Source organism: Duganella sp. P38, from assembly GCF_050859475.1.
GTDB lineage: Bacteria > Pseudomonadota > Gammaproteobacteria > Burkholderiales > Burkholderiaceae_D > Rugamonas.
Map to the genome: position 1 here is coordinate 2,626,005 of NZ_CP193936.1, position 15,655 is coordinate 2,641,659.

Annotated in this window: 17 protein-coding genes; 8 read left to right on the forward strand and 9 right to left on the reverse strand. The window is 64.9% G+C overall.

The window, feature by feature from the left end; translation table 11 throughout:
* Positions 1 to 32: 32 nt before the first annotated feature.
* From ACRQ5J_RS12205 to ACRQ5J_RS12230, 6 genes are read right to left on the reverse strand one after another with little or no spacing between them, the layout of a single operon-like run.
* On the reverse strand, positions 33 to 821 hold the full coding sequence (locus ACRQ5J_RS12205; RefSeq protein ID WP_432383519.1) for a c-type cytochrome: 789 nt from the start codon (positions 819 to 821) through the stop codon (positions 33 to 35).
* Between the two features lie 4 nt (positions 822 to 825).
* Positions 826 to 2,448: a b(o/a)3-type cytochrome-c oxidase subunit 1 gene (locus ACRQ5J_RS12210; RefSeq protein ID WP_432383520.1), complete on the reverse strand. Its 1,623-nt coding sequence runs from the start codon at positions 2,446 to 2,448 to the stop codon at positions 826 to 828.
* Positions 2,432 to 2,995 (reverse strand): cytochrome C oxidase subunit II, encoded by a 564-nt coding sequence (locus ACRQ5J_RS12215; protein WP_432383521.1) that lies wholly within the window; start codon positions 2,993 to 2,995, stop codon positions 2,432 to 2,434. Before ACRQ5J_RS12215 ends, ACRQ5J_RS12210 begins: the two co-directional genes overlap by 17 nt.
* Positions 2,996 to 3,175, reverse strand: a complete 180-nt coding sequence (locus ACRQ5J_RS12220; RefSeq protein ID WP_432383522.1) for a hypothetical protein — start codon at positions 3,173 to 3,175, stop codon at positions 2,996 to 2,998. It abuts the gene before it with no gap.
* Between the two features lie 10 nt (positions 3,176 to 3,185).
* Complete coding sequence (locus ACRQ5J_RS12225; protein WP_432383523.1) at positions 3,186 to 4,391, reverse strand: c-type cytochrome; 1,206 nt, start codon at positions 4,389 to 4,391, stop codon at positions 3,186 to 3,188.
* A gap of 55 nt (positions 4,392 to 4,446) precedes the next feature.
* Entirely contained in the window at positions 4,447 to 5,202 is a 756-nt protein-coding gene (locus tag ACRQ5J_RS12230) for a c-type cytochrome (protein WP_432383524.1), read from the reverse strand.
* Positions 5,203 to 5,466: 264 nt separating this feature from the next.
* On the opposite strand from ACRQ5J_RS12230, the gene ACRQ5J_RS12235 reads away from it, so the two are divergent.
* The 5 genes from ACRQ5J_RS12235 to ACRQ5J_RS12255 all read left to right on the forward strand — a co-directional run bounded on the left by ACRQ5J_RS12235 (position 5,467) and on the right by ACRQ5J_RS12255 (position 10,352).
* Positions 5,467 to 7,746, forward strand: coding sequence for a TonB-dependent hemoglobin/transferrin/lactoferrin family receptor (locus ACRQ5J_RS12235; RefSeq protein WP_432383525.1), 2,280 nt, complete (start codon positions 5,467 to 5,469; stop codon positions 7,744 to 7,746).
* Between the two features lie 18 nt (positions 7,747 to 7,764).
* Positions 7,765 to 8,271, forward strand: coding sequence for an EF-hand domain-containing protein (locus tag ACRQ5J_RS12240; RefSeq protein WP_432383526.1), 507 nt, complete (start codon positions 7,765 to 7,767; stop codon positions 8,269 to 8,271).
* A complete protein-coding gene (locus ACRQ5J_RS12245; RefSeq protein ID WP_432383527.1) occupies positions 8,268 to 9,071 on the forward strand; it encodes a DUF4198 domain-containing protein in 804 nt (267 codons plus the stop codon). The genes ACRQ5J_RS12240 and ACRQ5J_RS12245 overlap by 4 nt, the downstream gene beginning before the upstream one ends.
* 88 nt (positions 9,072 to 9,159) lie before the next feature.
* Positions 9,160 to 9,933 carry a DUF1624 domain-containing protein gene (locus ACRQ5J_RS12250; protein WP_432383528.1) on the forward strand — a complete coding sequence of 258 codons (774 nt, stop codon included), beginning with the start codon at positions 9,160 to 9,162 and terminating at the stop codon, positions 9,931 to 9,933.
* Entirely contained in the window at positions 9,912 to 10,352 is a 441-nt protein-coding gene (locus ACRQ5J_RS12255) for a hypothetical protein (RefSeq protein ID WP_432383529.1), read from the forward strand. Before ACRQ5J_RS12250 ends, ACRQ5J_RS12255 begins: the two co-directional genes overlap by 22 nt.
* Before the next feature lie 62 nt (positions 10,353 to 10,414).
* Here ACRQ5J_RS12255 and ACRQ5J_RS12260 read toward each other — a convergent pair whose 3' ends face one another.
* On the reverse strand, positions 10,415 to 11,722 hold the full coding sequence (locus ACRQ5J_RS12260; protein ID WP_432383530.1) for a sugar MFS transporter: 1,308 nt from the start codon (positions 11,720 to 11,722) through the stop codon (positions 10,415 to 10,417).
* Positions 11,723 to 11,835: 113 nt separating this feature from the next.
* On the reverse strand, positions 11,836 to 12,741 hold the full coding sequence (locus ACRQ5J_RS12265; protein ID WP_432383531.1) for a LysR family transcriptional regulator: 906 nt from the start codon (positions 12,739 to 12,741) through the stop codon (positions 11,836 to 11,838).
* A gap of 114 nt (positions 12,742 to 12,855) precedes the next feature.
* On the opposite strand from ACRQ5J_RS12265, the gene ACRQ5J_RS12270 reads away from it, so the two are divergent.
* From ACRQ5J_RS12270 to ACRQ5J_RS12280, 3 genes are all read left to right on the forward strand, one after another.
* Positions 12,856 to 13,590, forward strand: a complete 735-nt coding sequence (locus ACRQ5J_RS12270) for an SDR family NAD(P)-dependent oxidoreductase (protein WP_432383532.1) — start codon at positions 12,856 to 12,858, stop codon at positions 13,588 to 13,590.
* 107 nt (positions 13,591 to 13,697) lie between these two features.
* Entirely contained in the window at positions 13,698 to 14,831 is a 1,134-nt protein-coding gene (locus tag ACRQ5J_RS12275) for a sensor histidine kinase (RefSeq protein WP_432383533.1), read from the forward strand.
* 99 nt (positions 14,832 to 14,930) lie between these two features.
* Positions 14,931 to 15,320, forward strand: a complete 390-nt coding sequence (locus ACRQ5J_RS12280; protein WP_432383534.1) for a response regulator — start codon at positions 14,931 to 14,933, stop codon at positions 15,318 to 15,320.
* On the opposite strand, the gene ACRQ5J_RS12285 is transcribed toward ACRQ5J_RS12280, so the two are convergent.
* Positions 15,312 to 15,596, reverse strand: coding sequence for a hypothetical protein (locus ACRQ5J_RS12285; RefSeq protein WP_432383535.1), 285 nt, complete (start codon positions 15,594 to 15,596; stop codon positions 15,312 to 15,314). The two genes, ACRQ5J_RS12280 and ACRQ5J_RS12285, sit on opposite strands and share 9 nt — an antisense overlap.
* Positions 15,597 to 15,655 lie beyond the last annotated feature (59 nt).

Below are 15,655 nucleotides of genomic sequence, written 5' to 3' on the forward strand. Positions count from 1 at the left end.
CTGTCGCTGCCGCGCTGCGCCATCGCGCGCTGTTAGCGGCTGGCGTAGTACGCGGCCAGCTCGGCGATCTCGGCGTCGGTCAGCTGGCGCGCGACGTTGCGCATTTGCTGGTTGAGGTCGTTGGCGCGGGCGCCGTTGCGGAAGGCGTACAACTGGTCGCGGATATAGGTTTCCGGCTCGCCGTCGAGGATCGGCGTGGCCGCCTGGCGCGCATAGCCGCCGTGGCAGCTGGCGCAGGCGCCGATGTTGCGCATCGGCGCGCCATTGCTGACCAGCAGCGGCGCCGCCCGCGTGTCCCGCCCCGGCTCGCGCTCGTGCGGCAGGTAGGCGTAGTACGCCGACAGGTCGCGCATGTCGCGGTCGCTCAGGCCGGCCACCATCGGCCGCATGATGGCGCTGACCCGGTGGCCCGACTGATAATCGCGCAGCTGTTTGTAGATGGCCGCCTCGACCTGTCCCGCCAGATTGGGCGAGTTGGCCTCGCTGACGCCGCGTATGCCGTGGCACATGGTGCAGCGCATGGCCAGCGTGGCGCCACGGCCGATCGATTCGGCATTGGCCGGGCGCATCATGTTGGCGCTGACGATGACGTTGCTGGGACGCATGGCGGCATCGTCGCCCAGCGCGCTGGTGCGGGTGCCGGCCGGGATGCCGGCGGCGCTGCAAATGGCCTCCCACAGCGACAGCGCGGCCTGGCGGTTGTTGGCGTAAGGCACCCAGATGAACCCGACCGCCGCCGATACCAGCGCGGTCGCCAGCAGGATGACCACGCTGTAGCGCGTCCAGCGGTTTTTCAGGGAAAGGACGGAAGGTTCTTGCATGGCATCACCTGATCGGAACGGCCGGCACGGCGGTATTCGGGGTGTTGAGCAGCTGCGCGATCGGGAAGCCGTAGTTGATCAGGCTCAGGCCGACCATCAGCGCGAGCCACAGCGCGAAGCCGTTCAGCGCGGCCGGAATGCGGCCGGTCGCGTGCACCGGCGCGCTGAAGCGGAACTGCGGCAATTCGATGCGCGCGCCGCGGTGGCCGCGCAACAAGATCCACAGGAACAGCACGCCCGAGGCCAGCAGCATCAGCCCGCCGGTGAAGGTGATGATGACCGAAACCGCCATCGGCGCCAGGTCGGCGGCCGTGTAGTCGTAGTAGGCCATGCGGCGCGGCATGCCGAGAATGCCGACCCAGTGCCATGGCAGCGTCACCACCATCATGCCGACAAACCACAGCCACAGCTGCACGCGCATCAGCTTCCAGCAGTCGAGCGCGCGGCCGGTCAGGTGCGGCCACAGGTCGTAGGCGACGGCGAAGTACATGATGACGATGGCGCCGCCGAAGATCAGGTGGAAGTGGCCGGTGATCCACTGCGTGTTGTGGATGGCGAAGTCGAGCTGGTAGCTCATGTTGATTAAACCGCCAGCGCCGCCAAAGCCAAGCATGATGAACGACAGCGCCACCGCCAGCATCAGCGGGTTCTTCCACGGCAGCTTGCCGATCCAGGCGAACTTGCCGCTGCCGCCGCGCAACCGGCCGGCGATTTCGACCGAGGCGCAGATGGTGAAGATGGTCAGCAGCGTCGGCACCGACACCATGCCGGTGAACACGGCATGCAGGAACTTGACGCCGGTGCCGACCTGCGGGTCCTGGAACAGATGGTGGACGCCGATCGGCATCGAGAACACCAGGAACAGGATGAAGGAGATGCGCGCCATGGCGTCGCTGTACAGCCGCCCGCCGATGGCGCGCGGCACCAGCGTGTAGAAGGCGATGTAGGCCGGCATCAGCCAGAAGTAGACGATGGCGTGCAGCGTCCACGAGAAAAATACCCGCGCCAGGCCGGCGTCGATGGTCGTCTTGAAGCCGAGCGCCACCGGCAGGATCAGGAACAGGATCTCAACCGCCGCGCCGACCGAGGTCCAGGCCCACAGGTAGGCGCCGGCGTTGTTGGCGAACATCGCCAGCGGCACCGTCTCGCCCGGATGGTTGCGGCGCCACGCGCGCAGGTTGAGCGCCATCAGCGCCACCCAGATCCACGAGCCGACCACCACCAGCACCACGCCGATGTAGTAGAAGGCGTTGCCGATCAACGGCGGGTAAAAGGTGTACAGCACCGAGGCCTTGCCCAGCGCCACCGGCACCATGGCGACGATGGTGCCGGCCACCACCAGGCCGAAGCCGGCCCAGGCCCATTTCAGGCCGACCAGCGCCTGCTTCAGCGCCAGCTCGACGATGGCGTAGCCGAAGCCCATCGCCACCAGCGTCGGGAACACATAGCCCATGGCCGAGCCGTGCGCGGTGACGGAGCGGTAGTACAGCTCGGGATTGCCCAGCCAGCCCGCCAGCGGGCTGCGGATATACATCTGCCATTCGCCGAGGAGCAGCGCCAAGAAGAAGGCGATGAAGGCCAGCCAGAAATGGGCCAGCACCAGGCGCCGGTTAGGAACGTTCAGCACAGCTCAGCCTCCGTTTCTGTTGCGCCAGGCGCGCGAAGGTTTCCTTGTCGACCACCTTGACGTGGGCCCACATGGCGGCGTGGCCGGTGCCGCAGAACTCGTGGCAGGGCATGGTGTGCTCGCCGGTTTGCCTGAAGCGCGCCTGGAAGGTCGAGACATAGCCGGGCACCAGGTTGACGTTGATATTGGTGTTGGTGACGCTGAAGCCGTGCACCACGTCGGCGCTGGTCGAGCGTATCGTCACCGGCGTATCGACCGGCACCAGCACGCATTGCGGCGTGAACGAATACTGGCTGCCGACCAGGCGCACGGTGACGCTGCCATCGTCCTCGGCGGCGCTGCCGAGGTTGGCCTCGACGAATTCGCCGGCCAGGTGCAGCGTGCCGGGATTGACGGTTTCCATGCGCTGCGGCGGCATCGTGATCCAGTGCAGGCTCATGTAGCCCATCATGCACAGCAGCGTGGCGACGACGATGCCCACCACCCACACCCAGCGGGTTTCCGCCTGCTCGGCGACGTGGGCGGCGGTATGCTGTTGCTCGCTCATCTAGGCACCTCCGCGGGCGACGAACACCAGGAAATAAAAGGCAAACCAGATCAGCATGACGATCGCCACCGCCACCCCCGCCAGCGCGAAGGCGCCGCCCGGTCCCTGCGCCACGATGGCGTCCACGCGCTGCTGCTCGGCCGCCGCGTTGTCCGCCGGCGTATCGGGTTCCACGATCATTGCTGTCCTCCTATTCAAGCAGCGCGCTGCGCAGCTGGTTGACTTGTTGCGAGGTCACCGGCGTGGCGCCGTTGCCCCAGGCGTTGCGGATGTAGGTGGCCACGGCGGCCACCTGCGCGTCGTTCAGGTCCTGGGCGAACGGCGGCATGCCATATGGCATCGGGTTCTTGCGCGTGCCGGGCGGGTAGCCGCCGTTGAGGATCATGCGCACCGGGTTCACCGACGAACTCATCAGGATTGACTGGTTGGCGGCCAGCGGCGGGAAGTGCGGCGGCATGCCGCGCCCGTCGGCCGCGTGGCAGCTGGCGCACTGCGCCTCGTAAATGCGCTGGCCTTCGGCGAACTGCTGCTGGACATCGTTGGTCAGCGCCGGCGGCGGCGGGGCCGGCGGATCGTCGCCCGGCAGGCTCTTCAGGTAGACCGCCATCGCCTTGACGTCGGCGTCGGTCAGGTGCTGCAGGCTGTTGAAGGTGACTTCCGCCATCGGCCCGTAGACGGTGCCGCGATGCGAGACGCCGGTTTGCAGCAGGTCCATGATGTCCTGCAATTCCCAGTTGCCGAGGCCGGCCTCGCGGTTGGAGGTCAGCGACGGCGCATACCAGTTCTGCATCGGGATCAGGCCGCCCTGGAAGGCCTTGGCTTCGGCCGAGCCGCCCAGCGCGTTGATCGGCGAGTGGCACATGGCGCAGTGGCCCAGGCCCTGCACCAGATAGGCGCCGCGGTTCCATTCGACCGATTGCTGCGGGTCGGGCTGGTATTCGCCTTCCTGGAAGTACAGCGTGCGCCAGCCGATCAGCAGGCTGCGGTTGTTGTACGGGAAGCGCAGCTCGTGCTCGCGGTTGGCCTTGCGCACCGGCGGCACCGACATCAGGTAGGCGAAGATGGCGTCGGAATCCGCGCGCGTCACCTTGGTGTAGGAGGCGAACGGCATGGCCGGGTAGAGCAGCTTTCCGTCCGGCGAACGGCCGGTGTGCAGCATGTCGTAGAACTGCGCCGGGGTCCACTTGCCGATGCCGGTTTCCTTGTCCGGCGTGATGTTGGGCGCGTACAGGTTGCCGAACGGCGTGGGCATGGCCCGGTTGCCGGAGAAAATGGCCTGGCCCGGCACGGTATGGCAGGCGATGCAGTCGCCGGCCTGCGCCGGTATTTGCCGCGCTCGACCTGCGCGGTGTCGATGATGGTTTCGGGCGCCGGCGAGCCGCGGTTCATCAGCCACCAGGCGGCGCCGGCGGCCAGCACCAGCAGCAGGAAGACGGTCAGCAGCGCGCGCTTCATGGCCTGGCTCCCGCCGTGGCGGCCGGAGCGTGCCGACCCTGGCTGCCGCAGCCCATCGGCAATTGCGTGCTGTCGGCCGGGGCCGGCTTGTCGTTGGCCGGCACCGGCAGCGTCGACAGGTAGGCCGAGACGGCTGCCACTTCCGGTTCGGACAAGGTGGCGGCGATGATTTGCATGCAGTCCGGCGCCAGCGCCGTGCGGGTGCCGTAGCGCCACGCGCCCAGCTGCGCGCTGACGTAATCGGTGCGCAGGCCGAGCAGGCCGGGAATGCCCGGTTCGCGGCCGGTCAGCGCGGCGCCGTGACAGGTGGTACAGGCCGGGATTTTCTTCTCCGGCAGACCCTTGGTGACGATTTGCTGGCCCTGGGCGATGGTGGCGGCCGGCGCGGCCGGCGCGGTGACGGCGATCGGATCGGGACTCTGCGCGGCGAAATAGTCGGCCATCTGCTTCAGGTAGGCGGGCGGCAGGTAGGCCAGCAGATAGTTCATCGGCGCATAGCGGCGGCGGCCTTCCTGGAACGCGACCAGCTGGTTGTACAGGTAGCCGGACGGCTTGCCGGCCAGGCGCGGGAAGTAGACGTTGGCGACGCCGCGGCCCTTGTCGCCGTGACAGCCGACGCAGGCCAGGGTGCGCGCCTCCATCGTATCCGGCGCGCGCTGCGGGGCAGGGATGGCGGCTGGTTGCTGCGCGTAGGCGCAACCGGCAAGCGTGCTTAAAACCAGTGAAACCAATAGGCCGCGGGATGGGACCATGCCTTCTCCTCTGGAGTGCTGCACAGTGAAGTGCGAATCAATGTATATTTTACAACCTTGCGTGGCTGAATTGACATTGAGCAGCCATTCGGCAGAGACGCTGTTGCATTTTTTGAACGCTTTGTCCACGACAAGCATCATGGTTATTCATATATATGGATGTAAATGATTCTCATTTAATATATGATTGCGTGCCAGCCAGAAATCCCCCAGGTATCCAGCTAATAACAACAACGATGAAACGATTTTATGACTGGATTTGCTATGCGGGATGCATTCCCGAAACGGCGCCTGGCGCTTGCCATCTCTTCCCTGTTCCTGGCGTCCGCGTGCGCGCAGGAGCGCGTTACCCAGGTGTTGCCGCAGGTTGATGTGACCGAGCAGGCCGAGCCGGGCACGGCCACCACCATCAGCGGCGACGAACTTGACCGCGCCAATAATATGAAAGACGTAGTGCGCAACCAGCCGCTGGTGTCGGCGCCGGGCACCGCCGCCGGCGCCACGCGCAATCGCAGCAGCTTCGACCGTTCCGGCACCACCGGCTACAATATTCGCGGCATTGAGGGCAACCGCGTCGGCATGGATGTCGATGGCGTGGAAATGCCCGAGGCCACCACGCGCCCTTACGTCAGCCGTGTTGGCGCCAATACCTTTGGCGTCGGCCGCGACTTCATCGATCCGGAGATGTTCTCCACCGTCAGCATCCTTTCCGGCACCACGTCGGCGCGGCGCTCGGCGGGCGGCATTGGCGGCGCGGTGAGCTTTAAGACCAAGTCGGCCGACGACTATCTGCGCGGCGGCAAGACTTCTTACTTCGGCGGCAAGCTGGGCTACGACTCGGCCGACCGGTCGTGGAACGAGAGCGTCACCGCAGCCGGCAAAAGCGGCAACCTCGACGGCTTGGTCAGCTACTCGCGCCGCGATGGCCACGCCACCCGCAACAACAGCGACGTCATCGACAGCATGCCCGACGACTGGCACTCGGACGCGCTGCTGCTCAAGGGCGGCCTGCGCATCGACGCGGCCAACCGGCTGGAGCTGTCGGCGGACCTGTACCGCCGCAAGAACGATACCGTTTTCAATGGGTGGGATACCACCAGCACCGTCATCACCGAGAATTCGCGGCAGGATAGCGACACCAGCCGCAACACGCTACAGCTGACGCACCAGTGGACGCCGAATAACGCCTGGCTCGACCTGGCCGATACGCGCCTGTATTTCCAGAGCACCGATACGGAAGACACGACCGATACCACCACCGTGGCCAGCAAGGCCACAGTGCGCAATATTTCCGAGAACAAGACCCGCAGCTGGGGCTTGTCGAGCGTGGCCAGCAAGCGGCTGGAGCAGCACTATCTGAGCTATGGTGTCAATGTCTCGACGGCGGACGTGGAGCGGCGCTGGAACGTGGTCGGCTACATGAAGCCGCAACCCGACACCACCACCGAGCGCGCCGGCTTCTTCGTGCAGGATGACATCAGCTTCGACGTCGGCGGCCACCGCCTGGCGCTGATCCCGGCATTGCGCGCCGATTACGTCAAGATCAAGATGCGCAACCTCGCCAACTTCGTCTCGGCGCCGCTGACGCCGGCCGATGTGGAAAAGCTGTACGGCAGCCCGAGCAACGTCATCTGGAGTCCCAGCCTTGGACTGAGCTATAACCTGACGCCGGGCTTTCTCGCGTATGCGCAGTACAAGCGCAGCGGCCGGGCGCCGTCGGCCGGCGAAATCTTTGGTTCGTGGAACATGACCAGCAACTACGTCGCCAGCAACCAATATGCGCTGGTCGGCAACCGCAACCTGAAAGAGGAAACCAGCGACGCCTTTGAAGTCGGCCTGAAGGGCAAGCCGGCGCAGGGCGTGACCTTGAACACCTCGCTGTTCTACACCAGGTACAAGGACTTCATCGCTTACACGCGCTACACGCGCGCGCTGTTCCCGGCGCTGTTTGCAGACATGCCGGCGCACATCGGCACCATTTACCAGGCCGAGAATCGTGACGATGCCAAAATCTACGGCTTCGAACTGAGCGCGCGGCTGGATCACGGGCAGTGGAGTCCCGGCGCCCGAGGTTTCTATTCGACCTGGGCTGTGGGCCTGAGCCGCGGCACCGCCAAGTCCAACTACGCCGGCGACAAGGATGTGCCGATCGAGTCCGTGTTGCCGCGCAAGGCCATCATTGGCGCCGGCTACGACGCGCCGCAGAAGGCGTGGGGCCTGAATCTGACCGGCACCTTCAGCGCCGGCAAGCGGGCGGTGGCGACCAACCGCGATGCCTACAACAACTCCGGGCCGGTGCTGACCGATTCCACCACGGTCCTGTTCGGCGTGCCGGGCTATGCCGCGTTCGACCTGACCAGCTACTGGCAGATCAGCAAGAACCTGCGGCTCGATGTCGGCGTCTACAACCTCGGCGACAAGCGCTACTGGGATTATTCCAGCACGCGCACGCTGCAACCATCGGTCGCGCGCGACCGCCGCGACATCGAACTGCTGACCGAACCGGGTCGCACCGCGGCGCTAACCTTGAATATGGCGTTCTAACTTCTCAGAGGACTCAAGATGGAAAACCAAAAAAGCCCACGCGGCAGGCACGCCGGCCGCCTGGCCATCGCGCTGGCGGTGGCAGCCATGACGGCGGCCTGCGCGTCGACCACGCAAGCCCCGCCGGCCGACGGGCCAGCAGCACCGGCCGGCGGCCATGGGCTGTCGGCCTTCATCGGCGGCTTCGACGCCAACCGCGACGGCGTGGTAACGCGCGCCGAATACGACACCGTGCGCAAGCAGCGCTTCACGTCCGCCGACACGAATCGCGACGGCTGGCTCAGCGAAGACGAGTACGTGGCCGAATTCGAAGGCCGCCTGAAGCAGCAATACGCCGACCGCCCGCAGGACGAACGCTACGCCGCCTCGATCAAGCAGGCGCACGTGCGCTTCAAGATCCTCGACACCGACCACGACGGCAAGCTGACGCTCGACGAGGAGAACGCCATCGCCGAAAAAACCTTTAAGCGCACCGATACCAACGGCGACGGCAAGATCGATAAAACAGACGGAGAAAAATCATGAAACGACCATTGTTGCTGCGCGGCCTGCTCGCCGCATCGTGCCTCGTCGCGCTGACGGCGCAGGCCCACACGCCATACCTGCTGCCGATCAGCTTTGACGTGCAGCCGAAGGACACGATCGGCGTCGATGCCGGCTTTACCGAGAAGTTCTTCATTCCGGACGTGGCTTTTGGCGCCACCGAGTTTGCCATCGTGACGCCGGAAGGCGCGCGCATTCCGTTCGGCGACATCCGCCAGTTCAAGCAGCGCACGGTGGCCGAGCAAAAGCTGCCCGATGAGAAGGGTACCTACCGCCTCAGCACCGGGCCGCGGCTGGGCGCGGTGTTCCGCACCTGGGAGCGCAATGGCAAGACCGAAAGCGCGCGCGATCCGCAGCAGGCGATGCCGGCCGACGCCAAGTTGCTGAGTCACTACCAGTCGCTGTCGGTGTCCGAGGCCTACGTCACGGCCGGCAAGCCATCGGCGAAAGCGCTGGCGCCGGTGGGCAAGGGGCTGGAAATCGTCGCCATCACGCATCCTAGCGATCTGTTCGTCAACGAGAAGTTCGAGTTCACCGTGCAGTACAACGGCAAGCCGTTGCCGAACCAGAAGGTCAGCATCTATCGCTCGCCGATGGACCTGGCCAGCCAGAGCACGGTGCAGAATGTATCGACCGATGCCGACGGCAAAGTCGCGCTGCCGTTGACGAAATCCGGCATCTACCTGGCGCTGGTCCGCTACCAGGCAGCGGCGCCGGCCGGCGCTGCCGCGCCGATGTACGGCAACAACTACACGCTGACCTACCGCGTGCTGGATCAATAAGTTGCCAAGGCTGCGGCCGGCCCCGGCCTTTTGTTCTTATCGATAACCGGTTATCATTTACCCTTTGTCGAACGGGCCGGAGTATCAATTGGAAAACATTGCATCAATTATTCGACCGCCGCAGCGCGCCGATGCGGCGGCCATCGCCGTGAACCGGCGCCGGTTGCAGAGCCTGGACGCGTTGCGCGGCTTCGTGATGGTGATCATGTTGATCGACCATATCCGCGAGAACTGGTATCTGTACATGAACGTCAGCGACCCGGTCAACCCGCTCACGGTGGAACCGGCGCTGTTCTTCATGCGCCTGGCCACCAATCTGTGCGCGCCGATATTCGTGGCGCTGACCGGCCTCGGCGCCTACCTGTATGGCCAGAACCATACCAGGGCGGAAACCGCCAGCTATCTGGTTAAACGGGGCCTGCTGCTGATGGCGATCGACGTCCTGCTCATCACGCTGGCCTGGACGGTCAAGCTGCCGATGACGTTCTGGCTCCAGGTCATCTGGGCCATCGGGCTGTGCATGATCGCCCTGGCCGGCCTGATCTACCTGCCGAAGAAATTGCTGCTGGCGCTGGGCTTGCTGATTGTGTGTGGCCACAACCTGCTCGACGGCATCCGCTTGACGCCGGATGAACCCGGCTTCATCGCCTGGGCCATGCTGCACCAGCGCGACCTGATCGCCTTGCCGTTTGGCGCGGCCGCGCGCACCTCGTATCCGGTGCTGCCGTGGATCGGCGTGATCGTGCTTGGCTATCTGCTGGGCGCCTGGTTCGAGCGCGACACGGATGGCGGGCAGCGCGTGCGTCGCCTGCTGGTGCTGGGTGTGTCGATGCTGGCGGCGTGGTGGCGCTGCGTGCGCTGAACGTCTACGGCGACCAGCCCTGGCTGGTGCACGACTCGGCGCGGCACACGGTGATGGGATTCATCGCGCTGACCAAATATCCGCCGTCCTTGCTGTTCCTGCTACAAACGCTGGGCATAGGGGTGGTGTTGCTGGCGCTGTTCGAGCGCTGGCAGGGCCATCCGTGGCTGACCGCGCTGGCGGTGTTCGGCGGCGCGCCGATGTTCTTCTACATCTTGCACATGTATGTGCTGCGGGCGCTGTACCACGTTGCGTTCTTTATCTGGGGACCGACGCATGGCGTGAGTTTCGGCCTGGATCACTTCAACTGGATCTGGCTGTGGTACGCGGTCTTGCTGCCCGTGCTGTATGTGCCGACAGCATGGTATTCCCGCCTCAAAGCGCGCCGCCGCGACATCACCTGGCTTAAATACTTCTGACCGCCAAAAAATGCCTGCGCGAGGCAGGCATTCGGGCGGGAGCGCGCTGTGGCCGCCGTTGCTTACGCGGCTTTTTCGGCCGGGAAGGCGTTGGTGGCTTTCGAGCCCCAGACGGCGTAGAACAGCACGTACAGTTCGCACAGCGCGGTCAGCAGGAAGGACAGTTGCAGGCCGACGGTGTCGGCCAGCCAGCCTTGCACCACCACCAGCGCGCCGCCGGCGATGGCCATGATCAGCAGGCCGGCGCCTTCTTCGGTCAGCGGGCCCAGGCCCTTGATGCCCAGCGTGAAGATGGTTGGGAACATGACCGAGTGGAACAGGCCGACCGAGATCAGCGCCCACATGGCGACGCTGCCGGTGCCCAGCGCGGCAATCATCATCACGATAAAGGCGCCGATCGCGCAGAAGGCCAGCACGCGCTCGGCGCTGGTTTTGTTCATCGCCCACGCGCCGACGAAACGGCCGACCAGCATGCCGCCCCACAGCAGGAACAGGTAGTGCGCGCCTTGCTCGTGGCTCAGGCCGCCAATTTCAGGTTGGGCGGTGAAGTTGATGAACAGGTTGGCCACGCCGATTTCAGCGATCAGGTAAATGAAGATGGCCGGGATGCCGAACACCAGGTTGCGGTGCTTCCACAGCGACAGCTTTTCACGCTCGGCGTCCGACACGCGGCTGGTGGCGCCGTGGTGCATCGACGGCATCTTGAAGCGGGCGATGACCAGCGCCAGAATCACCAGCACGCAGGCGACGATCAGGTAGGGCAGTTGCACCGCCTGGGCGTCGGCCAGGCGTTCGGCCTGGGTCAGCACGCGGCCGGCTTCGGCGGTGCCGGAGTTGGAGCGGCCGAGGATCAGGTAGGCGCCGAACAGCGGCGCCAGCGTCGCGCCCAGCGAGTTGAACGCCTGCACCAGGTTCAGGCGCGAGGACGCGGTTTCCGGCGAGCCGAGCACCGCCACATACGGGTTGGCCGACACTTGCAGCAGCGTGATGCCGCAGGCGATGACGAACAGCGCCATCAGCGTGACGCCGTAGGACGGCATGCGCGCGGCCGGGATCATCAGCAGCGCGCCGGCAGCCATCATGACCAGGCCGAACACCATCGATTTCTGGTAGCCGATGCGCTCGATCAGGCGCGCCGACGGAATCGAGGCGAAGAAGTAGGCGATGAACCAGACCGATTCGATCAGCGTGGTTTGCGTGTAGTTGAGGTCGAACACGCTGCGCAGGTGCGGCAGCAGCGTGTTGTTGATGACGGTGATGAAGCCCCAGGTGAAGAACAGGCTGGTCAGCAGCGACAGGACGGCGCGGTTGCTGGTGCCGTTGGCGTGCGCTTGCACGGAACTGGTGGCGCTGGAAATGGGTGCGGGCATGGGTGTCTCTGGAAGTTTTCTTAATCTTGTAATGCTATAGCAGTGCTCGTATGTTCTCCAATGCCAAAAAAATCATTATCAATAACATTTGGGTATAGCTGGCATGACGGAAGTTATTTATTGCCAACAAGGAAGTCGACCAGCGTGCGCACCCGCAGCGACAGGTGGCGCGCATGCGGATACAGCAGGAGGAATGGCCGCGATGCGCCGCCGTGCTGGGGCAGCAGTTCGACCAGCGCGCCGCTGGCCAGGTCCTGTTCGACGATGAAGCGGTAGGTCTGCACCAGGCCGGCGCCGGCGCGCGCCAGCGTGACGACGCCGAGCACGTCCTCGGAACAGCACAAGCCGCCGTGCGTGACGACGTCGATCTGCCGGCCGTCGCGCATGAATGGCCACGGGATGCGCTTGCCGGTGCTGGGCAGGTCGAACTGGATGCATTCGTGCCGGCCGAGTTCGTCCAGCGATTGCGGCGTGCCGGCCCGCTTCAGGTAGGCGGGGGCGGCGACCAGCACCAGTTCGGCGTCTTCCAGCTTGCGGGCGACCAGGTTGGAGTCGGCCGGCGCGCGGCCACGGATGGCCAGGTCGTAGCCCTCGTCGGCAAAGTCGATGTTGCCGTTGCTGACGTGGATGTCGATGGTGACGCCGGGATAGCGGCGACGGAATTCCGCCAGCAGCGGCAGCAGCCGGTAGTGCGCGTAAGGCGTCGGCGCGCTGATGCGCAGCGGGCCGGCGGGCTGGACCTGGGCGCCGGTGATCTGCCGTTCGGCCTCGGACAGCTGCGACAGCGCCTGCCGGCATTGCTCGAAGTAGGCGCGGCCGCTGTCGGTCAGGCGGATCTGGCGCGTGGTGCGGACGAACAGGCGCACGCCCAGCCGCTCTTCGAGCCGGGCGACCGAGCGGCTGACGGCGGCCGGCGTGACGCCGGCGCTGGCGGCGGCGGCGGTAAAGCTGGAGAGTTCCGCCGCCAGGCAGAACAGCTCGATGCTGCCGAGCAGGACATCGTCGAATTGGCGTTTCATGGTCGGAGATTGATTACGTGGTGTATCAATTGTTTTGTGTTTCCCTGTCTTTATCAAGGTGTGGCGCAAAAGTATAGTTTGCTTACACCAACCAGTTTTGAAAGGAAACACATCATGAGCAAGACAGTGATTATCACCGGCGCCTCCAGCGGCATCGGCTTTGCGCTGGCCGAGGCCTACCTGAAACGCGGCTACAACGTGGTCGGCAACGCCCGCACCATTGCGCGCCTGAAGCAGGCGGCCGACAAGTTGGGCAATCCCGCCAACTTCGTGCTGGTGCCGGGCGATATTGCCAGCGCGGCCACCGCCACGGCGTTGTTCGCGCGCGCCGTCGACGCTTTCGGCAAGGTGGACATCCTGGTCAACAACGCCGGCATCTTTATCGCCAAGCCGGTCGGCGACTATACGGAGGACGATCTGGAGGCGCTGCTCGATACCAACCTGAAGGGCATGTTCTTCCCGACCCAGCAGGCGGCCGCGCACATGGGCGCCAACCGTTCGGGCCACATTGTCAATATCACCGCCAGCATTGCGATGCAGCCGAACGTGAAAGTGCCGGCGTTGCTGCCGGTGCTGATCAAAGGCGGGCTGAATCATGCCACCCGCGCGCTGGCGATCGAGCTGGCCGCGTCCAACGTCCGGGTGAACGCGGTGGCGCCGGGCATCATCGCCACGCCGATGCATAGCCAGGACGAGGCCACGCAGGCGTTCTTCCGCACGCTGTCGCCAGGCGGCGCGACCGGCGTGACCGACGATATCGTCAACGCGGTGCTGTACCTGACCGAATCCAGCTTCACCAGCGGCGCCATTCTGCCGGTCGATGGCGGCGCCAGCGCCGGCACCTGGTAGCTGCGGCGCCGGCAAAAAGACCGCGCCAGCACGGCTTAGTGCGGTCTTGCACGATATCGCGCCGGGTTTTGGGCTAAGCTGGCGGCTGCACTGAGAGGAAGCCGCCCATGACCCTAGCGACGGATCAAAAAGACGACGAAGCCGGACTGTCCGCCACCTCAAAGGCCATGCTTGCCATGCGCCAGCAGGTGTTCGACCTGTGGGAAGCCGGTGTGCGCGACCATATCGACGAGGCGCAAGCCGTGTCCGGCCCGATCCTGGTCAACACGCTGCCGGCGTTCTACGACAATATCGCCGAGGCGCTGACGCCGTCCTATCCGCGCCGGCATGGCGCCGACAACACCACCTCGATGTCCGCCCACGGCGGCGAGCGGGCGCGCATGACCACCTTTCGCGCCGACCAGATCATTCTCGAATACCAGCTGTTCCGCGACGCCATCGCCACCGCCGCCAGCCGCAACGGCCTGCGCTTCGCGGCCGAGGAGTGGCGCGTGGTGGAGGTGTCGATCGATGTCGCCGTGCGCGACGCCATCCGCGAGTTCGCGCTGATCCACGAGCGCATGCGCGAGCGGCTGGCGGCCACGCTGTCGCACGATATGCGCAATCCGCTGTCGCTGATACTGGCTGCCACGCAACTGATCGCCCGCAGCCCGGACCTGGATGCCGCGCGCCGCATGGCCGGCAAGATCGAGGTGGGCGCCAAGCGCATGCAGCTGATGCTGGCGCAGCTGGTCGATGTGCTGACCTTTGAACGCGCCGCCAGGCTGCCGCTGGTGTTGTCGGTGTTCGATATCCGTGACCTGCTGATCAGCGCCGCCCAGCAGTTCAACATCGGCGGCGATGAACGTGTCGAGGTCAGCAGCATATCGATGGTCGGCCACTGGTGCCGCAGCTCGCTCTACCGCGCGCTGGAAAACCTGATCACCAACGCCGTCAAGTATGGCGACGGTGGCGTTATCCGGCTCAAGGCCACCAATGACCGGGGACGGCTCATGCTCAGCGTGCACAACACCGGCCATCCGATTGCCGAGGACCAGCGCGAACGTATCTTCGAATACTTGCGCCGCGAGGGCGAGGGCCAGATGGCCGAAGGGTGGGGCATCGGCCTGCCATATGTGCGCTCGGTGGCAGAGGGCCACGGCGGCAGCGTGGCGGTGGACAGCTCGGCCGCCGCCGGCACCACCTTCATTGTCGACATTCCGCTCGATTGCCGGCCTTACGCCGGTGAGCGGTCGGGTTGAGCCGGGCATTCTCCTACTTGTCGACAAGCTTCAGGCTTACTGGAGACCGGCGCGCGCTGGCTTACCATGCCTGCATACGCTACATCGCAAGGAGACATGATGCCGCAAGCAGCAACGCAGCGTCGGATTTTGATCGTGGACGATAACCGCGACGCGGCCGACTTGCTGGCCCAGGTGCTGGCGCTGCATGGCCATGCCACCGATGTCGCGTATGACGGCGAGGAGGGCTTGGCGGCGGTGGAGCGCCTGCACCCGGATTTGATCTTCCTCGATATCGGCATGCCGCTGATGAACGGCTACCAGGTTGCCGAGCGCATCCGTGAGATGCGCCATATTCCGCAACCGCTGCTGATCGCCTTTACCGCCTGGAGCGATGATGAGGCAAAAGCGCGCGTTATTGCCGCCGGGTTCGATCTTCACATGACCAAGCCGGCAGATTTCACTGTACTGCTGGAGACGGTATTGCAGTCGCCGGTGGTGTCACTGTAGCGCTGTCGACTGCTTGCCAGGCCGGCCTTGCGCACCCGACAGGCGGAACTTGTTGCGGCGGTCACCCATCAGATTTTGCAGTTCACGCACCGGCATGCCGGTCACCTCGTGCATGCGGATCAGCAGCGATGCGCCGACCGGCATGCGGAAGTTGCGCACCTTGCTGATCATCGGCGCCGTGACTTCCAGCGTGCGCGCCAGCGCGGCATCGTTCTTCAGGTTGAGCTTAAGGGAGATATTGTCGAGCAGGTAGTTGGGATCGTATTGCGTTTGCATGGGGGCCTCCGTTGATGGAATCAATTCCAAATCCACTGTAGCGAAAAAGTTTGTTGAAG